General features: G+C 70.4%; 2 protein-coding genes and 1 pseudogene. All 3 read left to right on the top strand.

Translation table 11 applies throughout. From position 1 onward, the window contains the following. Positions 1-153 precede the first annotated feature (153 nt). The 3 genes and pseudogenes from ACSMFO_RS15805 (at position 154) to ACSMFO_RS15795 (ending at position 23,775) form a co-directional block, all read left to right on the top strand. Positions 154-2,106 (top strand): ABC transporter ATP-binding protein, encoded by a 1,953-nt coding sequence (locus ACSMFO_RS15805; RefSeq protein ID WP_436459192.1) that lies wholly within the window; start codon positions 154-156, stop codon positions 2,104-2,106. Positions 2,107-2,138: 32 nt separating this feature from the next. Beyond that, positions 2,139-11,437, top strand: a pseudogene (locus ACSMFO_RS15800) (amino acid adenylation domain-containing protein). A 353-nt stretch (positions 11,438-11,790) separates the two neighbouring features. Then, the gene (locus tag ACSMFO_RS15795; RefSeq protein ID WP_436459190.1) at positions 11,791-23,775 is read left to right on the top strand and encodes an amino acid adenylation domain-containing protein; all 11,985 of its coding nucleotides are present in this window, start codon (positions 11,791-11,793) and stop codon (positions 23,773-23,775) included. The last annotated feature ends 461 nt before the right edge of the window (positions 23,776-24,236 follow it).

The raw sequence follows: 24,236 nt of genomic DNA, 5'->3' as shown, positions 1-24,236 counted from the left end.
GCGTGTTCGGAGCCGGAACTCGCGTGCTCGGGGGCGGACCACGCGAGTCCTTTGTGGACGAAGAGACGGCGGTGTTCCCGGGGCCACTCGTGGACATCGACACGATTCAGCACGATTGAGCTCGCCGACTTCGTGCGTGAGAGGGATGCCCAAATGGAAGTAATGTTGCGCTTCGGGGCGTCGCCCAAGAGCGATGACGACCCCGATCCCTGGTCGAACCGGGTCCGCCCCGGGACGGTGCGCAGAGTCCTCGCGTACTTCCGTCCCCATGTCGGCAAGGTGGCGCTGTTCGTCCTCATCGCCGCGATGGAGGCGTTCGTCGTCATCGCGACCCCGTTGCTGATGAAGGAACTCATCGACGGCGGCATCCTCAAGAACGACTTCGGTGTCGTGATCCTGATGGCGGTCCTGACCGCCGGGCTGGCCGTCGCGGGCGCGTTGTTGTCGCTGATGTCGGCGTACGTCTCCGCGAAGATCGGGGAGGGCGTCACCTACGACCTCCGCGTGCAGGCGCTGGATCACGTCCGGAGGCTGCCGATCGCGTTCTTCACCCGCACCCAGACCGGGGTGCTGGTCGGCAGGCTGCACACCGAGCTCATCATGGCGCAGCAGGCGTTCGGTCATCTGCTGATGGCGGCCACCAGCGTGGTCACCGTCCTGCTGGTGCTGGCCGAACTGTTCTACCTGTCCTGGCTCGTCGCGCTCGTCACGCTGGTGCTGGTGCCGCTGTTCGTCGTGCCCTGGATCTGGGTGGGACGGATCATCCAGCGGCGCACGGGAACGTTGATGGAGACGAACGCCGGTCTCGGCGGCCTGCTCCACGAGCGGTTCAACGTCCAGGGCGCGATGCTCTCCAAGCTCTTCGGCCGCCCGGACGAGGAGATGGCCGACTACCGCACGCGCGCCGGGAAGATCCGCAAGATCGGCGTGAGCATCTCCATCTGGGCCCGGATGTCCTTCGCCATGATGGCGCTGATGGCCTCGATCGCCACGGCGGTCGTCTACGGCGTCGGCGGCGGGCTCGTGATCGACGGTGCGTTCCAGCTCGGGACGCTCATCGCCATCGCCACCCTGCTCGGGCGCCTGTTCGGGCCGATCACGCAGCTGTCGGGGATGCAGGAGACCGCGCAGACCGTCGTGGTGAGCTTCTCCCGGATCTTCGAGCTGCTCGACCTGAAGCCGCTGATCCAGGAACGCCCGGACGCGAAGGAGCTCGAAAAGGACGTCGCGCCGGGTATCGAGTTCGACGACGTGGCGTTCCGCTATCCCACCGCGGACGAGGTTTCGCTGGCGTCGCTCGAGCACCTGCGGACCAAACGGGAACACGGCGACGTCACGGCGGACGTCCTGCGCGGCATCAGCTTCGAGGTCCCCGCCGGAACCCTGACCGCGCTCGTCGGCCCGTCCGGCGCCGGCAAGAGCACCATCACGCATCTGGTGTCGCGGCTGTACGACCCGAATTCGGGAGCGGTCCGCTTCGACGGCCACGATCTGCGCGACCTGACCTTCGACTCGATCCGCGGGACGGTCGGGGTGGTCAGCCAGGACGCCTACCTCTTCCACGACACGATCCGGGAGAACCTGCTCTACGCCAGCCCGACGGCCACCGAGGACGAGCTGATCGAAGCCTGCAAGGGGGCGCAGATCTGGGAGCTGATCCAGTCCCTGCCCCGCGGGTTCGACACCGTCACCGGCGATCGCGGCTACCGCATGTCCGGTGGGGAGAAGCAGCGGCTCGCCATCGCGCGGCTGTTGCTGAAGGCGCCCACGGTCGTCGTGCTCGACGAGGCGACCGCGCATCTGGACTCCGAGTCGGAGGCCGCCGTCCAGCGGGCGCTCAAGACCGCGCTGCGCAGCCGGACGTCGCTGGTGATCGCGCACCGGTTGTCCACGATCCGCGAGGCCGACCAGATCCTCGTGATCGACGGCGGAACGGTCCGTGAACGCGGCACGCACGACGAATTGCTGGCACGGGGCGGGCTGTACTCGGAGCTCTATCACACGCAGTTCGCCAGGCCGGAGAACAACGCGGCCAAACCGGAGCCCGAGGAAGACGAGTTCGACGAAGAGCCTGAACCGCTGGACACCGTGGTCTACGGAGGATGACGATGAGTTCCGCAGCGCAGGCCGCGTCGACGGTGCCGGCCCTCTTCGCCCGGCAGGTGGACCGGGCACCGGACGCGGTGGCCGTGGCCGACGGGGACCGGGTCCTCACCTACCGGGAGCTCGACGAACTCGCGGGCAGGCTGGCCGGGCGGCTGATCGCCCGCGGCGCCCGCCGGGTCGCGGTCATGCTGGACCGTTCGGCGGATCTGCTGGTGGCGCTGCTCGCCGTCTGGAAGGCGGGCGCGGCCTACGTGCCGGTGGACGCCTCGTACCCCGCGCCGCGGGTGGCGTTCATGGTCGAGGATTCGGGCGCGTCCCTGATGCTGTGCTCCGCCGCGACCCGCGACGGCGTCCCGGCGGGGATCGAGTCCCTTCTCGTCACGGACGACGCGGGCGAGGCCGCGGTCGTCCCGGCGAGCCCGGAAGACCTGGCGTACGTGATGTACACGTCCGGGTCGACGGGCAAACCGAAGGGCGTGGCCGTCCCGCACGCCAGCGTCGCGGAACTGGTGGGGGATCCCGGCTGGGCGATGGAACCCGACGACGCGGTCCTCATGCACGCGCCGCATTCCTTCGACGCGTCCCTGTGCGAGATCTGGGTTCCGCTGGTGTCGGGCGCCAGGGTCGTGATCGCCGAGCCGGGGCCGGTGGACGCGCGGCGCCTGCGGGAGGCGGTCGCGGGCGGGGTGACGCGCGCGCATCTCACCGCGGGCAGTTTCCGTGCGGTGGCGGAGGAAGCGCCGGAATCGTTCGCGGGGCTGCGCGAGATCCTGACCGGTGGGGACCTGGTGCCCGCGCACGCGGTGGACCGCGTCCGGCAGGCCGCGCCGGGCGCGCGGATCCGGCATCTGTACGGGCCGACCGAGACGACGCTGTGCGCCACCTGGTTCGTGCTCGAACCGGAGGACGAGCCGGTCTCGGTCCTGCCGATCGGCCGTCCGCTTTCCGGCCGCCGGGCCTGGGTGCTGGACGACTCGCTGCGGCCGGTGGCGCCGGACGTGGTCGGCGAGCTGTACCTGTCCGGCGCCGGTCTCGCCGACGGCTATCTCGCCCGGCCAGGGCTGACGGCCGAGCGGTTCGTGGCGGATCCGTTCGCGCCGGGCGAAAGGATGTACCGGACCGGCGACCTCGCGAAGTGGACACCGGACGGCGAGCTGCTCTTCGCGGGCCGCGTCGACGACCAGGTGAAGATCCGCGGTTTCCGCGTCGAACCCGGCGAGGTCGAAGCCGCGATGACCGCCCAGCCGGACGTCCACGAGGCCGTCGTGGTGCCGATCGACGGACGGCTGATCGGTTACGTCGTGGCGGACGTCGATCCCGCTCTCGTCCGCGAGCGGCTCGGCGCGGTGCTGCCGGACCACCTGGTCCCCGCCGTGGTGATGACGGTGGACGCGTTGCCGCTCACCGGTAACGGCAAGGTCGACCGGGCGGCGTTGCCCGCCCCCGACTTCACGGCGAAGACCGGCGGACGCGAACCCGTCACGGAGACCGAGCGTGTCCTTTGTGGACTGTTCGCCGAAGTGCTCGGTTCGGCCGGTGCGGGCGTCGACGACGGCTTCTTCGCGCTGGGCGGGGATTCGATCCTCGCGGTGCGCGTGGCGGCCCGTGCGGCGAAGGCCGGTCTGCTGGTGACGCCGTCGCAGATCTTCCGGGAGCAGACACCCGCACGGCTGGCCGCGGTGGCGGGTGCCGTGGCGGCCGATCAGCAGGTCACAGGTCCTCTGATCGAGCTGACCGCGGAAGACGAGGCGGAACTCGCGGCCGCGGTCCCGGACGCCGTGGCGGTCTGGCCGCTGGCGCCGCTCCAGGCGGGCTTGCTCTTCCAGACGACCCTCGACGACCAGGGTCCCGACATCTACCAGACCCAGTGGATCGTGGAGCTGACCGGCGAGCTGGACGTCGCCAGGCTGCGTTCGGTGTGGGAGGCGGTCTTCGCCCGGCACCCCGAGCTCCGGCTGACCTTCCACCGGCTCTCTTCGGGCAAGGCGGTGCAGGCCGTCGCCGGTCATGTCGACCTGCCGTGGCGCGAGGTCGATCTGTCCGGCGCGGACGTCGAGGAGGCCGTCAAGGCGCTGTCCGCGGCGGAGCAGCGGGACCGGTTCGATCTCGCCAAGGCGCCGCTTTTCCGGCTCGTCCTGATCAAGGTCGGCGAGGACCGGCACCGGCTGCTCGTGGTCAATCACCACATCCTGACCGACGGCTGGTCGGTGGCGGTGATCCTCAACGAGGTGTCGGCGGCTTACACCGCCGGGGGTTTCCCGGAGCGGACGGCCGCCTCGTACCGCGACTATCTGGCGTGGTTGGACAGGCAGGACAAGGAAGCGGCGCGCACGGCGTGGCAGGCGGAGCTGTCCGACATCGACGTGCCCGGGCTGGTCGCCAAATCGGACGCGGCGACGGACTACGACTACCGCGTCACCCATCTCGCGCCGGAGCTCTACACCCGGCTCACCGGTTTCGCCCGCGACCACGGGCTGACACTGGCCACGGTGGTGCAGGGCGCGTGGGCGCTGGTGCTGGCGCGGCTCGCGCGGCGGACCGACGTGGTGTTCGGCACCACGGTCGCCTGCCGCCCCGCCGAACTTCCCGGTGTGGAGGCGATGCCGGGGCTGATGATGAACACGATCCCGGTGCGGGTCTCACTGGACGGCACACAGTCCATAGTGGACATGCTCACCGGCCTGCAGCGGCGCCAGGTCGCCTTGATGCCGCATCAGCACCTGGGTCTTACGGAGATCCAGAAGACGGCCGGACCCGGCGCGTTGTTCGACACGCTGTTGGTGTTCGAGAACTACCCGCGGGATTTCGCCGACCAGTTCTCGTATCTGGGCACGGTCGAAGGTACGCACTACCCGGTGACCGTCGGGGTGATCCCCGGCGACGAGTTCCGGATCCAGCTCGCTTATTGGCGCGGGCAGATCGACCGGGCCGTCGCCGATTCCCTGCTGGACTGGTTCGTCGGCGCGCTCGGCGCCGTCGTCGAGGACCCGTCCGCCCTCGTCGGGCGGACCGGAATGGGTGAGATCCCGTTGCCCCGCTGGGAACCCGCGCTGCTGGACGGCGAGCCGCTGCCGGAGCTGATCGGGCGGATGGCGGCCGAGCGGCCGGACGCGGTGGCGGTCACGGACGGGGAAGGCGACCTGACCTACGCGGAACTGTGGGACCGCGCGACGAGGTTCGCCGCCGTCCTGCGGGCGGGCGGGGTCGACCGCGAACGCCGGGTCGGGCTCGTGGCGGGACGGTCCGCGTGGTGGCTCATCGGGATGCTCGGGGTTTCGCTGGCGGGCGGTGTCTTCGTCCCGGTGGATCCGGCGTATCCGGCCGAGCGGGTGAAGCTGATCTTCGGCAGCGCGGATCCGATGCTGGTGGTGTGTCAGCGAAAGACCCGCGACGCGGTACCGGAGGAATTCGCCGACCGGATCGTCGTGCTCGACGAACTCGACCTGACGGCGGCCCCGGAAGCGGCCTTGCCGAAGGTGGGGATGCGCGACGCGGCGTACGTGATCTACACGTCGGGCTCGACGGGGACGCCGAAGGGTGTCATCGTCACGTACTCGGGCCTGGGCAACCTGGCGATGGCGCATATCGAACGGCTCGCCGTGACGCCGTCGTCCCGTGTGCTGCAGTTCGCGGCACTCGGCTTCGACACCATCGTGTCCGAGGTGATGATGGCGTTGCTTTCCGGGGCGACGCTGGTGATGCCGCCGGACGAGGATCTGCCGCCGCAGGCGTCGTTGAGCGACACGCTGGAGCGCTGGGACGTCACGCATGTGAAGGCACCGCCGTCGGTGCTGGCCACTGTGGACGTCTTCCCGGCAGGCGTGCGGACGGTGACCGCGGCGGGCGAGCTCTGCCCGCCGGGACTGGTGGACCGGCTTTCCGCCGACCGCCGGATGCTGAACGCCTACGGGCCGACCGAGACCACGATCTGCGCGACGGTGAGCATGCCGCTGTCGCCGCACGGCGAGATCATCCCGTTCGGCGGGCCGATCGCCGGTGTCCGCGGCTATCTGCTGGACGCGTTCCTGCGCCCGTTGCCGCGGGGCGTCGTCGGTGAGCTGTACCTGGCCGGAATCGGGGTGGCGCGGGGATATCTGGGCCGCGCGGCGCTGACGTCCGAGCGGTTCGTCGCCGATCCGTTCGTCCCCGGCGAGCGCATGTACCGGACGGGCGACCTCGCCTATTGGACGGACGAGGACGAGCTGGTGTCCGCCGGCCGGGCCGACGACCAGGTGAAGATCCGCGGGTTCCGGGTCGAGCCGCGCGAGATCGAGTTCGCGCTGTCCAACAATCCTCGCGTCACCCAAGCGACGGTGACCGTTCGCGAGGGCCGTCTGGTGGCCTACGTGTCGCCGGGCGACGTCGACCCGGAGGCGCTGCGGACCGAACTCGCCGAGCGGATGCCGGCGTACATGGTGCCCGCGGCCGTGATGGCGCTGGACGTCCTGCCGCTGACACCGCACGGCAAGATCGACCGGAAGGCGTTGCCCGAACCGGATTTCTCGTCGAAGACGGTCGGCAGGGAACCGGCGAACGAGGCCGAGCGGATCCTGTGCGAGGTCTTCGCCGAGGTGCTCGGGCTGGCGCGGGCCGGGGTCGAGGACAGTTTCTTCGAGCTGGGCGGGGATTCGATCTCGTCCATGCAGGTCGCGTCCCGCGCGCGTCGTGACGGTATCTCGCTCACGCCGAAGCAGGTGTTCGAGCACCGGACTCCCGAACGGCTCGCGCAGCTGGTGACCCTGGTTCCCCGGCAGGAGTCGGCCGTGGCGGCCGATGGTGTCGGTGAAGTCGCGATGACGCCGGTGATGCGGCTGTTCGGGGACGGCGTCGCGGCCCCGGGGTTCGCGCAGTGGATCGTCCTGGGCGCTCCCGCGGATCTGACGGAAGAGACGCTGACCGCCGGGCTGACAGCGGTGCTGGACACGCACGACATGCTGCGGGCACGGATCGTCGACGGACGGCTGGTGGTCGGCGAACGCGGCTCGGCCGGGATCTTCACGCGGGTGAAGGTCGAAGGCGAGCCGGACGAGACTGCCGCGGCCCGGGAGGCCGTCGGACGGCTGGATCCCGCCGCCGGCGTGGTCGTCCAAACCGTGTGGTTGGACGCCGGACCGGAACGGGTCGGCCGGATCATCGTGGTGGCGCATCACCTCGTGGTCGACGGGGTTTCGTGGCGGGTACTGGCGGCGGATCTGCAGGCCGCGTGCGAGGCCGCCGCCGCCGGGCGGAAACCGGAACTGGAGCCGGTGGCGGTGTCGTTCCGGCGGTGGGCGGGGCTGCTGGAGGAATGGGCCGTTTCGGCTGAACGGGTCGCGGAACTCCCCGCGTGGCAGGCGATTGTCGGAACCGGAACCCAGCAGGCCGCGGTCGGCGAGGTGCGCTCGCGGTCGTGGGTGGTGCCTTCGGCGGAGACGTCGGTGCTGGTCGGGCGGGCCCCGGTGGTGTTCCACTGCGGTGTGCACGAGGTCCTGCTGGCCGGGCTCGCGGGAGCCGTGGCGCGGTGGAGCGAGACGGATTCGGTGCTGGTGGACGTCGAGGGCCACGGTCGTCATCCCGCCGAGGGCATGGATCTGTCCAGGACGGTGGGCTGGTTCACCAGCACACATCCGGTCCGCCTCGACGTCTCCGGGATCGACCTGGCCGGAGTGCTCGCCGGGGACGCGGCGGCGGGGACGTTGCTGAAGGTCGTCAAGGAACAGTCGCGCGCGGTGCCCGGCGACGGGCTCGGGTACGGCTTGCTGCGCTACCTCAACGCCGAAACCGCGCTCTCGCTGGCGGAGCTGCCGTCCGCGCGGATCGGGTTCAACTACCTCGGGCGGTTCGCCGCCGGTGACGGTGGCGACGTGCGGGCTTGGCAGCAGACCGGCGAGATCGGCGGCTCCATCGACGCGGACATGCGGCTGCCGCACGGGTTGGACGTCAACGCGATCGTCCAGGACCTGCCGGACGGGCCCGAACTGATCCTCATGCTCGAATGGTCGGACGGCGTGTTCGACGAGGCCGGGATCGAACGACTCGTCCAGGAACTGCTGGCCGTGTTGTCCGGGCTGGCCGCCCAAGCGGAAGACCCCGCCGCGGGCGGGCACACCGCATCCGATTTCGGTCTCCTCGAATTGGACCAGGACGAGATCGAGAGCTTCGAAGCATTGGCAGCGGAACTCAGCGAAGGCCGGGCATCGTGAACACTTCGACGAACACTGGATCGGCACTGGCCGAAGTCTGGCCGCTTTCCCCGATGCAGGCGGGCATGCTCTACCACGCCTCGTTGGACGACGAGGCGCCCGACATCCATCTCATCCAGCAGTCGCAGATCATCGACGGACCCCTGGACACGGAACGGTTCCGGAAGTCCTGGGAGATCGTCCTCGGCAGGCATGCCGCGCTGCGGGCGAGTTTCCAGCGGAGGAAGAACGGCGAGACGATCCAGCTCATCCCGCGGGAGGTCAAACTCCCGTGGGCCGAACGGGATCTGTCCGACCTGTCCGAAGAGGACGCACTGGCCGAGGCGAGCGTGATCGCGGAGAAGGAACGCTCCGCGCGGTTCGACCTCACGCGGCCGCCGTTGCTGCGGTTGATGCTGATCCGGCTCGGCCCGGACAAGCACTGTCTGGTGACCACGAGCCATCATCTGCTCATCGACGGCTGGTCGCGGGCGATCATGGAGGCGGACCTCCTGGAGATCTACGCGACGGGTGGCGTCGCGCGTGCCCCTGGTTCCTACGGGAACTACCTGGCCTGGCTGGGAAAGCAGGACAAGGAGGCGGCCAAGGCGGCTTGGCGCACGGAGCTGGACGGAGCGGACGGCTCGGCGCTCGGTTTGCCGGAAAACCCCGGCAAGGCGCACGGGCTGCCGTCGAGCGAGGTGGTCCGTCATTCGCCGGAGTTCACCACCGCGCTGGCCGAGTTCGCTCGTGGCAACGGTTTGACGTTCAACACGCTCGTTCAGGGCGCGTGGTCGCTGGTGCTGGCGAGGCTTTCCCGCCGTCAGGACGTGGTGTTCGGCGCGGTGGTCTCCGGACGGCCCGCCGAACTGCCCGGTGCGGAACAGACCGTGGGCCTGTTCATCAACACCGTGCCGGTGAGGGTGCGGTTGGACGCGGCTCAGCCGGTCTTGGGGATGCTCACGGAGCTTCAGGGGCGGCAGTCGGAGATGATGGCGCACCACCATCTCGGCCTTCCGGAGATCCAGAAACTGGGCGAGGCGGGCTTCGACACGATCGTCGTGTTCGAGAACTACGCCGACCCGGCGAGCGACTCGCCGTCCGCGCTCAGCCTGACCTTGCGGGACTTCAACCAGGCGACGCCGTACGCGATCACGCTGGGTGTCATGCCGGGCGAAAGCCTCGAAATCGAACTGCAGTATCACGCGGACGTCGTCGAAGACTCCGTCGCCAAGGCGGCGCTGGACGGGCTCACCCTGGTGCTGGAGCAGATCATCGCGGAGCCGGGGACGCCGGTCGGCAGGCTGGACGTGCTGGACGCCGCCGGGCGTGCGCTGGTGGTCGAGCGCTGGAACGAAACGGACGACATCGTCGACGCGGCGTCGGCGGTGGAGATGTTCGGCCGTCAGGTGAAACGGACCCCGCACGCGACGGCGATCGTGGCCGCGGACCGGGAATGGTCGTTCGCGGAACTCGACGAATGGTCCGGGAAACTCGCCACGGTGCTGACAGCCCGGGGTGTGCGGCGCGGCGACCGTGTCGGCGTGGTGGTCGAAAGGTCGGCGGAGCTGCTGGCGGCCTGGCTCGCGGTCTGGAAGGCCGGGGCGGTGTACGTGCCGATCGATCCGGACTATCCGGCCGAGCGGGTCGCGTTCATGCTGGAGGATTCCTCGGCGGCCGCGGTGGTGTGCCGGGCCGGGACCGCGACGCCGTCCGGATATCAGCGGATCCTCGTGGACGATCGCGTTTCCGGTGAGGCTTCGCTGGTACCGGTCGGTGCGAACGATCTGGCGTACGTGATGTACACGTCCGGGTCGACCGGGACACCGAAGGGCGTGGCCGTCTCGCACGGCGGCGTCGCGGCGCTGCTGGGGTACAAGGTGTGGGACCTGCACCCCGGCGACGCGGTGCTGATGCACGCGCCGCACACGTTCGACCCGGCGTTGTACGAGGTCTTGGTACCGCTCGTGGCGGGGGCGCGGGTGATCCTCGCCGGCCCTGGTGTGATCGACGCGGACCGGCTCGCCGCCCACGCGGCGGAAGGCCTCACCTCGGTGAACTTCACCGCCGGGCAGTTCCGCGCGCTGGTGCAGGAGAAGCCGGACTGCTTCGCGGGGCTGCGGTACTTCCAGACCGGCGGGGACGTGGTGCCGCTCGGTGCCGTGGAGCGGGTGCGGCAGGCCTGTCCGGATCTGCGCGTGCTCCACACTTACGGTCCGACGGAAACGACGTTCTGCGCGTCGTGGAAGGTGATCGAGCCCGGTGACGAGCTGGGCACGACGCTGCCGATCGGGAAGCCGCATCCGGGACGGCGGCTGTACGTACTGGACGTCTTCCTGCGGCCGCTGCCGCCGGGCGTCGCGGGCGACCTGTACATCGCGGGCGCCGGGGTGGCGCACGGCTACCTGGGCCGGACGGCGCTGACGGCCGAACGGTTCGTCGCCGACCCGTTCGCGTCCGGCGAGCGCATGTACCGGACGGGGGACCTGGCCTACTGGAACGACGAAGGCGAGCTGGTCTTCGCCGGACGGGCGGACACGCAGGTCAAGATCCGCGGCTATCGCGTGGAACCGGGCGAGGTCGAGGCGGTACTGGCGGACCAGCCGGGCGTCGACCAGGCGGTGGTGGCGGTCCGTGATGGACGGCTGATCGGGTACGTCGTGTCCGGCGCGGGGGTGGATCCGGTGCGGCTGCGGGAGCGGATCGCCGGGCTGTTGCCGGAGTACATGGTGCCGTCGGTGGTGATGGCGCTGGCCGCGCTGCCGGTGAACGCGAACGGCAAGGTCGACCGAAAGTCGTTGCCGGAACCCGATTTCAGCGGGCACATCGCCGGCAGGGAACCGGTCACGGAGATCGAACGGCTGCTGTGTGAGCTGTTCGCCGAGATGCTCGGGCTGGCGCGGGTCGGCGCGGACGACAGTTTCTTCGAGCTGGGCGGCGATTCGATCGTCTCGATGCAGCTGGCGGCGCGGGCGCGGCGCGAGGGGATGACCTTCGGCGCGCGGGAGGTGTTCGAGTACCGGACCCCGGCGGGGCTCGCGTCGTTCGTCGAGCTGGGGGAGGAGCCGGACGAGGTCCCCGCGGCGCGGAAACCCGCCGCCGACTTCGAACTGGTCGACATGGGGAAGGACGAGATCGAGGAACTGGAGTCGGAGTTCGACACCGTGTGAGGCTCGCTTTTCGCCCGGTGAGGGCCAACGGTTCCTGGACGAAGGGGACTTTCGCCGCATGGGATGCGGCGAAAGTCCCCTTCGGCACATCCGGCACCTTGGCCACGTGAAGCGTTGTGAAAGCCACTTTCCCAATCTTCAAGGTTGCGAAAGTGGCTTTCGCAACACCGTCGGCTGGACGCCTCCGCGCCGCAGTCCCTTTCACCGCAGGAAAAGCGGCCGTTGGACATGTTGTCCGTGCCGACCCTTCGGGCGACGATTCTGTGGGGGGACATGCCGCGTTCGACGTCGGCTCTTCGACTTCGCGCAGGACGGGATTCGCCGAAGGACTTCGCTGATCGAGGGAGAAATTGATGGCTCAGTCGCGGATCGAGGACATCTGGCCGCTGTCGCCGTTGCAGGCAGGGCTGGTCTTCCACGCGGTCTACGACGGTGAGGGGCTCGACGTCTACATCGGACATTGGGTCCTGGAGCTGGACGGGCCCGTGGACGCGGCGAGGTTGCGCGCGGCGTGGGAGGCGCTGCTGGCCCGGCACGCTTCACTGCGGGCCTGCTTCCGGCAGCGCAAAACCGGTGAGACCGTGCAGATCATCGCCAGGCAGGTCGAACTGCCGTGGCGCGAGATCGACCTGTCCCACCTCGAAAACCCCGAATCCGCCGTGCACGAGCTGGCCGAAGAGGACCGGACGAAGCGGTTCGACCTCGCGACGGCGCCGTTGCTGCGGCTGACCTTGATCCGGCTCGGCGACGACAGCCATCGCCTCGTGGTGACCTGCCATCACGCGATCATGGACGCCTGGTCGCTGCCGATCGTGTTCGACGAGCTGTCGGCGTTGTACGCGGCGGCGGAGCTGCCGGAAGTGACGCCGTATCGCGAATATCTCGCGTGGCTGAGCCGTCAGGACAAGACGAAGGCGCTTTCGGCCTGGACGAAGGAACTGGGCGATCTCGAGTCGCAGACGCTGGTCGCGCCCGCCGATCCGGGACGGGCGCCCGGAATTCCCGAGAGCGTCACGGTCGAACTTCCCTCGGAGCTCACCCGCTCGCTGGAGGAGCTGGCCCGCGGCAACGGGCTCACGCTGAACACGGTGGTGCAGGGCGCGTGGGCGCTGGTGCTCGCCCAGTTGTCCGGTCGCACCGACGTCGTGTTCGGCGCGGTGGTCTCGGCGCGCCCGCCGGATCTGCCCGGCGTGGAAGGAATGGTGGGGCTGTTCCTCAACACCGTCCCGGTGCGCGCGCGGCTGCGTGGTTCGGCGCCGGTCGTCGAGATGCTGGCGGAGCTGCAGAAGCGGCAGTCGGCGCTCATCCCCGACCAGTTCGTCGGGCTGGCGGACATCCAGCAGGCGGCCGGTCCCGGCGCGAGCTTCGACACGATGATCGTCTTCGAGAACTTCCCGCGTGAGCTCGGCGGGCCGGAGTCCGCCGCCCCGTTCGGCATTCGCGTGAACCAGGGCCAGGAAGCGGCCCACTATCCGCTGACGCTGGTCGCCGTTCCCGGCGAGTCGATGCTCGTCAAACTCGACTACCTCACGGATCTCTTCGACGAGGCCGCCGCGTTCGCCATCGTCGAACGGTTCACCGGTGTGCTGCGGCAGCTGACGCGTGGTCTCACCGTCGCCGACATCGAGGTCATCAGCGAGGCCGAGCGCGAAACGGTCGGTCAGTGGGGCGTTTCGTCCGAGGCACCGCCGAATGTCCTGGCGCCGGATCTGTTCTCGCGTCAGGACGAAAGCGCGGTGGCCGTCGTCGCCGGTGACGAGACGCTGTCGTACGGAGAGCTGGCCGAGCGCGCCGAGCGGCTCGCCGGGTACCTGAGCGGCAACGGAGTCCGGCGCGGAGACCGCGTCGCCGTCGTGATGGACCGGTCGCCCGACCTGATCGCGACCCTGCTCGCCGTGTGGAAGGCGGGTGCCGCGTACATCCCGCTGGACCCCGCGTACCCGGCGGAACGCGTGAAGTTCATGCTGGCGGACGCCGAACCGGCGGCGGTGGTGTGCACGGAAGCCCACCGGAGCGCCGTGCTGGACGGCGGGCTCGCCCCGATCGTCCTCGACGAGCCGGAAACCCGGCGAGCGGTCGCGGAGTCCGCGCGGCGGTCGATCGGCGTCACGGCCGACGACGTCGCGTACGTGATGTACACGTCGGGCTCGACGGGCACGCCCAAGGGTGTCGCGGTGTCGCACGGCAACGTCGCGGCACTGGTCGGCGAGCCCGGCTGGGACGTCGGTCCCGAAGACGCCGTGCTGATGCACGCCTCACACGCCTTCGACATCTCCCTGTTCGAGATGTGGGTGCCGTTGCTGACGGGCGCGCGGCTGGTGCTCGCCGGATCGGGGGCGGTGGACGGCGAGGCGCTGGCCGGTTACGTGGCCTCCGGGGTCACGGCCGCGCACCTGACCGCCGGCAGTTTCCGGGTGCTGGCCGAGGAGGCGCCGGAATCGGTGGCCGGGCTGCGTGAAGTGCTGACCGGCGGCGACGCGGTGCCGCCCGCAGCGGTCGAGCGTGTCCGGCGGACCTGCCCGGACGTGCGGGTGCGGCATCTGTACGGGCCCACCGAGGCCACGCTGTGCGCGACGTGGTGGCTGCTCGAACCCGGTGCCGAGATGGGGGCGGTGCTGCCGATCGGCCGTCCGCTCGCGGGACGCCGGGTCTACGTGCTCGACGCGTTCCTGCGGCCCGTTCCGCAAGGCCTGCCTGGCGAGCTGTACGTCGCCGGAGCCGGTGTGGCGCAAGGCTATCTGGGCCGGTCGACGCTGACGGCCGAGCGGTTCGTCGCGGATCCGTTCGTCGCGGGCGGCCGGATGTACCGGACCGGCGACCTGGCGTACTGGACGGAGAACGGCACGCTGGCGTTCGCCGGCCGCGCCGACGACCAGGTGAAGATCCGCGGCTACCGCGTGGAGCCCGGGGAGATCGAGGTGGCGCTCGCCCGGCTGCCCGGGGTCGCGCAGGCCGTGGTCGTCGCCCGGGGCGAGCACCTGATCGGCTACGCAGTCCCCGAAGCGGGGCAGGCCCTGGACCCGGCGCACCTGAGCGGACAGCTCGCCGAGACGCTGCCCGAGTTCATGATCCCGGCCGCGATGCTGGTGCTGGACGACTTGCCGCTGACCGTCAACGGGAAGGTGGACCGGCAGGCGCTGCCCGAACCGGACTTCTCCGCGAAGGCGGCGGGCCGCGAGCCCGCGACCGAGGACGAACGAGTCCTTTGTGGAGTGTTCGCCGACGTCCTCGGGCTGGAGCGGGTCGGTGTCGAGGACAGCTTCTTCGAGCTGGGCGGCGACTCGATCTCGTCGATGCAGGTGGCCGCCCGCGCCCGGCGCGAGGGCATCTCCCTGACCCCGCGGCTGGTGTTCGAGCACCGGACGCCCGAACGGCTGGCGGCGCTGGCCAAGGAAACCGCGGTACCGTCCACAGTGGAGTCCGGCGTGGGCGAGATCCCGATGACGCCGGTGATGCTCGCCCTCGGCGAGAACGCCGTGCGGCAGGGCTTCGCGCAGGCCAGAGTCCTCGTCACCCCGGAAGGATTCAGGCAGGAAGCGCTGGTCAAGGCGCTGCAGGCCGTGCTGGACACGCACGATCTGCTGCGGGCGCGCGTGGACGCGGGACGGCTGATCGTGCCCGAGCCGGGTGCGGTGGACGCGGCCGGTCTGGTGACGCGCGTCGAGGCCCGAGACCTGGACGAGGCCGCCGGACGCGAGGTCCGGAAGGCGACGGCCACGCTGGATCCGGCGGCCGGGACCATGCTGCGCGCGGTGTGGATCGACGATCCGCAATCCGGGCAGGGCAGGCTCGCGCTCGTGGCGCATCACCTGGCCGTCGACGCGGTCTCGTGGGGAATCCTGCTGCCCGATCTGCGGTCGGCCTACGAAGGCGCGGCGCTCGAACCCGTGACGACGTCGTACCGACACTGGGCGCGGCGGCTGGCCGCGCAGGCGCGCGACGAGCGTGCCGTGGCCGAAACCGGCCGCTGGCTCGCCCTCCTCGACGGGGCGGAACCGGCCGTGGACCTGAGCGCGGGCAAGACGCACTCGTGGTCCGCGACGCTGTCCGGCGCCGTGGCGGACGACCTGCTGACCCGGCTGCCGAACGCCTTCCACTGCGGGATCCAGGACGTCCTGCTGGCGGGTCTCGCGGGTGCGGTGACGAGACTGCGCGGGACCGGCGCGCTGCTGGTGGACGTCGAAGGACACGGGCGCGAGGCCGCCGACGACGAGGACCTGCTGCGTACCGTGGGCTGGTTCACCAGCGTGCACCCGGTCCGCTTCGACGTCTCGTCGGGGAATCTGCTGAAGACCGCCAAGGAACAGATCCGCGCGGTCCCCGGCGACGGACTCGGCTACGGGCTGCTGCGGTACCTCAACCCCGAGACCGGCGCCCGGCTGGCGGAGTCGCCGTCCGCGCAGATCGGCTTCAACTATCTCGGCCGCACAAGTCTTTCCGCCAAGGACCGTGCGTGGCAGCAGGCGGGCGAAGGGCCGCTCGGCGGTGGGCCGGACATGATCCTGGCCCATCCCGTCGAGGTCGGCGCCGAGGTGCAGGACACGCCGGACGGGCCGCGGCTCGGGCTCGCCATCGACGGCCGGGATGTCGATCCCGCCACGGTCGAGCGTCTCGGTGAGGCCTGGCTGGCGACGCTGAACGCGCTCGCCGACGATCGCGCGGCGGGCGGGTACACGCCGTCCGACTTCGCTCTCGTCGAGCTGGCGCAGCAGGACGTGACGGAGCTGGAAGCCGCGACGCCGGGGCTGACCGACATCTGGCCGCTTTCGCCGCTCCAGGAAGGCATGCTCTTCGAGCGGGCCGTCGCCGACGACGGCGTCGACGTCTACCAGAGCCAACGGATCCTGGACCTCGACGGACCGCTCGACGCGGACCGGCTGCGGGCCGCGTGGAACCAGGTGGTCGCCCGGCACGATTCGCTCCGGGCGGGCTTCCACCAGCTGGGTTCCGGCACGCCGGTGCAGGTCGTCGCCGCCGAGGCCGAAATCCCTTGGCGCACGGTCGATCTGTCGCACGTCGGCGAGGAGGACGCGGCCGCGGAGATCGAGCGACTGCTCGCCGAGGACCAGGCCGAGCGGTTCGACGTGACGAAGGCGCCGCTGCTCCGGCTGATGCTGATCAAGCTGAGCCCGGTGCGGCACCGGTTCGTGCTGACGTCGCACCACGTTCTTTTGGACGGCTGGTCGACGCCGCTCGTCCTGGGCGAGGTGTCGATCGCGTACGCGGGTGGACGAGGCCCGGCGAAGACACCGTCCTATAAGGACTATCTGAGCTGGCTGAGCCGCCAGGACGAGCAGGCGACCCAGGAGGCCTGGCGCGCCGAACTCGCCGGTTCCGACGAGCCGACCGTGGTGGACGCCGACGCGGACAAGGCGATGGTCGTTCCGGGCGAGCACGCCGAATGGCTGCCTGAGGCGGCGACACGGGCGCTCACCGGATTCGCCCGCGGACACGGCCTGACGCTGAGCACGATCGTGCAGGGCGCGTGGGCGCTGGTGCTGTCGCGGCTCGCGGGCCGGACGGACGTCGTGTTCGGGACGGTCGTCTCCGGCCGTCCGGCGGATGTGCCGGACGTGGAGCAGATGGTGGGGATGTTCATCAACACCGTCCCGGTCCGCGTGCGGCTCGACGGTGACCTGCCGGTGCTGGAACTGCTCCAGGACCTGCAGAGCCGTCAGTCCGCGTTGACCGAGCACCAGTACTTGGGGCTGTCGCAGGTGCAGCGCGCGGCCGGGGCGGGCGCGGTCTTCGACACCATCGTGATGATCGAGAACTATCCGCACGACGCCGACGGTCTCGGCGACGACGGCGGGGTGTCGATCAGTTCGGTCGTGACCAGGACCGGCACCGGCTATCCGCTGACCATGAGCGTTTCGCCCGGCAAGACCCTGCAGATCCGCGTGGCCTACCGGCCCGACCGGATCGAGGCTGCGACGGCGGCCGAGGTCGCCAGGCAGGTCGTGCGGGTGCTGGAGCGGGTGTCGGCGGAGGCCTCGCTTCCCGTGGGCCGGCTCGGCGTGACGAGCGAACCGGCGCGCGCTTCCGTGGTGGAGCGCTGGAACGCGACGGGCGAGGCGACGTCCGGGACCACGGTGCCGGAGCTGTTCCGGCGGCGGGTCGCGGAATCGCCGGACACGGTCGCTGTCGTCGACGGGGATCGCACGCTGTCCTACGCCGAACTCGACCGGGAATCCGATGGGCTGGCCGGGTATCTGGCCTCGCGAGGGGTGCGGCGCGGTGACCGCGTCGGTGTCGTGATGGAACGCGGTGCGGATCTGCTCGTCGCCCTGCTCGCGGTCTGGAAGGCCGGCGCGGCCCAGGTTCCGGTGAACGTGGACTACCCCGCGGAGCGGATCGAGCGGATGCTGGCCGATTCCGGTGCGGCGCTGGCGATCTGCGTGGCGGCGAGCCTCGACGCGGTGCCGCAGGGGATCGAGCCGGTCGTCATGGGCGCGAGGGAGTACGCGGCGCCGCCCCTCCTCGTCGGCGCGCACGACACGGCGTACGTGATGTACACGTCGGGATCGACCGGCGTGCCCAAGGGTGTCGCGGTGCCGCACGGCAGTGTCGCGGCGCTGGCAGGCGACCCTGGCTGGTCGCAGGGAGCCGGGGATCGCGTGCTGCTGCACGCTTCCCACGCTTTCGACGCGTCACTGGTCGAGATCTGGGTGCCGCTGGTGAGCGGGGCCACCGTCGTGGTCGCGGAACCGGGCGCGGTCGACGCGCAGCGGGTGCGGGAGGCGATCGAGCGCGGCGTCACCACCATCCACCTGACCGCCGGGACTTTCCGTGTGGTGGCCGAGGAAGCGCCGGAGTCGTTCGTCGGGCTGCGGGAGATCCTGACCGGCGGCGACGCGGTGCCTCTCGCGTCCGTGGAGCGGATGCGCCGTGCCTGCCCGGACGTGCGATTCCGTCAGCTGTACGGCCCCACCGAGATCACTCTGTGCGCCACGTGGCTCGTCCTCGAACCGGGTGCGGAAACGGGTGATGTCCTGCCGATCGGCGGACCGCTGGCCGGCCGCCAGGCGTATGTGCTCGACGCGTTCCTGCAGCCGGTGGCGCCGGGGGTGACCGGCGAGCTCTATCTCGCCGGTGCCGGTCTGGCACACGGCTATCTGGGTGCTCCGGACGCGACGGCCCAGCGTTTCGTCGCGAATCCGTTCGCGGCCGGTGAGCGCCTGTACCGCACCGGTGACCTCGCGCGCTGGACCGAGGACGGCGAACTGCTGTTCGGCGGCCGGGCCGACTCCCAGGTGAAGATCCGGGGCTACCGCGTCGAACCGGGCGAGATCGAGGCCGTGCTGACCGCACTGCCCGACGTCGCCCAGGCCGTCGTGGTCGCTCGGGAGGAACGACCCGGCGAGAAGCGGCTGATCGCCTACGTCACCGCGGAATCGGAGCTGGACGCCGGGACGGTCCGCGCGCGGCTCGCCGAACGGCTGCCGGAGTTCATGGTGCCCGCGGTGGTGCTCGTGCTCGACACCTTCCCGTTGACCCTCAACGGAAAGATCGACCGCGCAGCCCTGCCCGCGCCCGAATTCGCCGGGAAGCCAGCCGGCCGTGAACCGCGCACCGAGGCCGAACGCGTGCTGACCGATCTGTTCGCCGAGATCCTCGGCGTGGACCGGGTCGGCGCGGACGACAGCTTCTTCGAACTGGGCGGCGACTCGATCCTCTCGATGCGGCTGGCCGCCCGCGCCCGGCGCGAGGACTACGTCTTCGGTGCCAAGCAGGTCTTCGAGCAGAAGACCCCCGCGGGGATCGCGGCGGTCGCCGGACGTGGTGTGCGGCAGGCGGAGGTCGCCGACGGCGTCGGCGAGGTGCCGTGGACGCCGGTCGTGCGGGCGCTGCTCGAACGCGATCCCGGCGCGATGTCCCGGGGCGCGCTGGCGCAATGGGTGACCGCGGGAGTGCCCGGCGACCTGACCGAGACGGCGCTGACGGCCGGCCTGCGTGCGGTGATCGACACGCACGACCTGCTGCGGAGCCGGGTGATCGACTCCAGTCTGGTCGTGGCGGAGCGGGGAACCGTCGACGTCGCCACAGTGCTTCAGCGGGTCGAGGTGGGCGACGGTGACCTCGACGAGATCGCGGAGCGCCACGCCCACGAGGCGGCCGGACGGCTCGATCCCGTCACGGGTGTGATGCTCCAGGCCGTTTGGGTGGACGCGGGAACCAAGGGGCGGCTCGTGCTGGCCGCCCATCACCTCGCGGTCGACGTCGTGTCGTGGCGTGTCCTGGTGGCCGATCTGCAGGCGGCGTGCGAGGAACCGGTGCTCGACCCGCCGCCCGTCTCGTTCCGGCGCTGGGCGCGGACACTGGCCGGGCAGGCCGCGCGGCGGACCGGGGAACTGGAGACCTGGAAGGAAATCCTCGACGGCGCGCGGGCGCGGGTCGGCGTACTCGACCCGAAACGCGACACCATCGCGACCTCCGGCCGCCGCTCGTGGACGTTGCCGCGGGACCGCGCGAGCGTCCTGGCGGAGAAGGCGACGGCGGCGTTCCACTGCGGCATCCACGAGGTGCTGCTGGCCACCCTCGCCGGTGCGGTCACCCGATGGCGCGGCGGCACTGCCGTCGTGGTGGACGTCGAAGGCCATGGCCGTGAGCCCCTCGAAGACATGGACCTTTCGCGGACGCTCGGCTGGTTCACCGATGTCCACCCGCTGAGGTTGGACACCGCCGGGGCGGACACGCCTGGCCAGTTGATGAAGCAGGTCAAGGAAAACGTGCGTTCGGTCCCCGACGGCGGGCTCGGCTTCGGGATGCTGCGGTATCTCGACGACGAAGCCGGGAAGGTGCTGGCGGCGCTGCCATCGCCGGAGATCGGGTTCAACTACCTCGGCCGGTTCTCGCCCCGGTCCGACGGTGACGCGGAACCCTGGCAGCTGGCCGGAACCATCGGCGGCACGGCGGAGGACGACCTGCCGCTGCGGCACGCCGTCGAAATCGACGCGGTGGTGCTCGACGGCGACGCCGGACCCGAGTTCACCCTCACCATCACCTGGGCCGAACGGCTGCTCACCGAAACCGACGCGGAATCGCTCGGCAAGGCGTGGCTGGACGCGCTGACCGGGCTCGCCATCCACGCCGAGGGCGGCGCGGGAGGACACACGCCATCCGACTTCCCGCTCATCGAACTGACGCAGCAGGACGTGGCGGACGTCGAGGCGCTCGTCCCGAGCCTGCACGACATCTGGCCGCTTTCCCCGCTGCAGGAAGGGTTGCTGTTCCACGCGGTCGACGAGCGCGGCCCGGACGTCTACGCCGGTATCCGCGACATCATCCTCGACGGTCCGCTCGACGTCGCCCGGTTCCGCGCGTCGTGGCAGACCCTGCTCGACCGGCATCCCGCGCTACGGGCGGGTTTCCACCGGCTCGGCTCCGGCACGGCCGTCCAGGCGGTCGTCCGCGATGTTCCGGTGCCGTGGCAGGAAACCGACCTGTCCCACCTGCCCGAGGCCGAGGCACTGGCGGAGTTCGAGCGGCTCGCGGCGGAGTCCCACGCCGAGCGGTTCGACCTGGCGAAGGCGCCGCTGCTGCACCTGCACCTGGTGCGGTTCGGCGACCGCAGGCACCGGCTGGTGCTCCGGTCGCACCACATCTCGGCCGACGGCTGGTCGCTTCCGGTCTTCCTCGGCGAGGTGATGGCGGCGTACGAAGGCGAGCGGACGCTTCCCACCCCGACGTCGTACCGGGAGTATCTCGCCTGGCTTTCCCGTCAGGACAAGGCGGCCGCGAAGGAGGCGTGGCGGACCGAACTCGCCGGGCTCGACGAGGCGACCCACGTGGTGCCGCCGGACACGATCGCCGTGCCCATCGAGCCGGACCGCGTCCGCTTCGAACTCGACGCCGAACTCGGCGCCCGTCTGATGGAGTTCACGCGGCGCCACGGCGTCACGACGAACACGCTTTTCCAAGGTGTCTGGGCACTTCTGCTGGCCAGGCTGACCGGACGCGACGACGTCGTCTTCGGGACCACGGTGGCCGGACGGCCGATCGAGATCCCGGGTGTCGAATCCGCGGTCGGCCTGTTCATGAACATGCTGCCGGTCCGTGCCCGGCTCACCGGCGCCCAGCCGTTCCTGGAGATGCTGACCGATCTGCAGGAACGCCAGGTCGCCCTCATGCCGCATCAGCATGTCGGGCTGACCGAGATCAACCAGCTCGCCGGTCCCGGCGCGGCCTTCGACACGATCGTGGTGTTCGAGAACTACCCGCCGCCGCCCCCGCCGTCCGACGATCCCGACGTCCTCGCGTTGCGCCCGGCGGGGATCCCGGACGACACCGGGCACTATCCGTTGTCCATCCGCGCTTCCGAAGGCGGTGGCGTGCACGGTGAGGTGATCTACCGGCCGGACGTGTTCGACCGGACGCGGATCGAGGAGATCGTCGCCTCGATCGTCCGGGCGCTCGACCAGGTCGTGACCGAACCGCGGGTGCCGGTCGGGCGGGTCGCCCTGATCGGGCCGGAGCAGCGCCGCCTGGTGATCGACGAGTGGAACCGGACCGAGGTGCCGTTCGAGGCCGAAGCCCTGCCGGTGCTGTTCCGCCGTCAGGTGGAGAAGTCTCGTGACGCCGTGGCGATCGAGGACGCGAAGCGGACCCTGACCTTCGGCGGGCTGCTCGGCGAGGTCGAGACGCTGGCGCGGTTGCTCGTCGGGCTCGGTGTCCGGCGGGAGACCCGGGTCGGTGTCCTGGTGGAGCGGTCGGCCGAACTCGTGGTGACGATGATGGGCGTGTCGTTCTCCGGCGGCGCTTTCGTGCCGGTCGACCCGGACTATCCGGCCGAGCGCATCGAGCTGATGCTGACGAGTTCGGCGCCGCAGGTGCTGGTGTGCACGGCGGCCACGCGGGCGGTGGTGCCGTCGACGTTCGACGGCGAAATCCTGATGCTGGAAGAACTTCCGGCCGCGGATCCGGCTGTCGTGCTGCCGCCGGTGAAGCCGACCGACGCGGCGTACGTGATCTACACGTCGGGGTCGACGGGGGTGCCGAAGGGTGTCATGGTCACCCATTCCGGGCTCGGGAACCTGGCGACGGCGCATATCGAACGCCTCGGTGTGACGTCGTCCTCACGGGTTCTGCAGCTGTCCGCGATCGGCTTCGACGCGATCGTCTCCGAGCTGTACATGTCGCTGCTGGCCGGCGCGACCCTCGTGCTGGCCGGCGCGGAGACCATGCCGCCGCGGGTGACGCTCGGCGACGCGTTGCGGCGCTGGGGGATCACCCATCTCACGGTGTCGCCGAGTGTGCTGGCGGTGGAGGAGGATCTGCCGGACACGCTGCGCGGCGTGCTGACCGGCGGCGAGGTGTGCACGCCCGCGCTGGTCGACCGCTGGTCGCCGGGCCGCCGGTTCATCAACGCCTACGGCCCGACCGAGACGACGATCTGCTCGACCATGAGCGCCCCGTTGTCGCCGGGACACGAGGTGGTCCCGCTCGGTGGCCCGATCCGGAACGTGAAGCACTACATCCTCGACGCGTACCTGCAGCCGGTGCCGCCGGGTGTCGACGGCGAGCTGTACATCGCCGGTGCCGGGCTCGCTCGCGGGTACCTGGGGCGGCCGGGCCTGACCTCGGAACGGTTCGTCGCGGACCCGTTCACCCCTGGCGAGCGCATGTACCGCTCCGGCGACCGGTTCCGCTGGGACCCCGACGGCGAACTGATCTTCGTCGGCCGGGTCGACGCGCAGGTCAAGGTGCGCGGCTACCGGGTCGAGCCCGCGGAGATCGAGAACGTGCTCGCCGAACATCCGGGCGTCGCGCAGGCGGCGGTCGCCGTGCACCGGGACGGGCCGGGCGACAAACGGCTCGTGGCCTACGTCGTGCCGTCGGACGGCGCCGACGGCTCGCTGACGTCGGTGCTGCGCGAGATGGCGGCGGAACGCCTGCCGGAGTACATGATGCCCGCGGCGTTCGTGGCGCTGGAGAAGATGCCGCTCACCCCGAACGGCAAACTCGACCACCGGGCGCTGCGGGCACCCGACTTCTCCGGCATGTCCTCCGGACGCGATCCGCGCACGGCCATGGAGGCGAGGCTGTGCGACCTGTTCGCGGAGGTGCTCGGCCTGGAGCAGGTCGGGCCCGACGACAGCTTCTTCGAACTCGGCGGCGACTCGATCATCTCGATGCAGCTGTCGGCCCGCGCCCGCCGCGAAGGGCTCGAACTGAGCCCGTGGCAGGTGTTCGAAGAGAAGACACCGGAACGGCTGGCGACGCTCGTCAAGGAGATCCCGGCCGAAGGCGAAAGCACCCCGGAACCGGAGCCCGCCGGGGGCTCGCTCCTCGCCCTTTCCCCTGACCAGCTGGACCAACTCGAGGCCGGGTTCTCGTGAGTGGCAAGGACGGTTCCAGTGAGAGGTAAGTCAAATGTGGCGTGGAGATGGCGGCGAGAGCTTGCTCGCCATGGAGACCTCGCGCGCACCCTTGACTGTCCACAAGGGACGCCAGGTCGGGTTTTGCCGTCCGCTTTGAGCACTTTGTGTCGTATCGCCTGGGGGTCGTGAGTGGCGATGGTCGTTCTAACCCTCTTTGTCACTCACGACCCCGCGCAGAAACGTACATATATGCATCAATCGGACGCCAGGTCGACACGAGCTGTCCCTTGTGGACACTCGGAGCCGGTCTGCCCGCATCGCCAGTCCGGACTCGCGCCGCATAGGCCTTCCTGCCCGCCTGAAGCAAGCGAAGAAGACCTCCGCGGCAACGGCGCGGACGCGCTCACCTGCAGCTCGATGGAACGACCATTGCCACTCACGAGCCCCATCGCGAACGCGAGTTCACCCACCCACCAAGG

Origin of the sequence: Amycolatopsis sp. w19 (assembly GCF_051373225.1) — a bacterium.
Lineage (GTDB): Bacteria > Actinomycetota > Actinomycetes > Mycobacteriales > Pseudonocardiaceae > Amycolatopsis > Amycolatopsis japonica.
Note: the sequence above shows the minus strand (reverse complement) of the source record. Positions and strands in the feature narration are given on the sequence as shown.

What these genes read in the sequence shown, in the direction of transcription:
- ACSMFO_RS15805 (WP_436459192.1), top strand. Translation starts at nt 154, where the DNA reads ATGGAAGTAATGTTGCGCTTCGGGGCGTCGCCCAAGAGCGATGACGAC.
- ACSMFO_RS15795 (WP_436459190.1), top strand. Translation starts at nt 11,791, where the DNA reads ATGGCTCAGTCGCGGATCGAGGACATCTGGCCGCTGTCGCCGTTGCAG.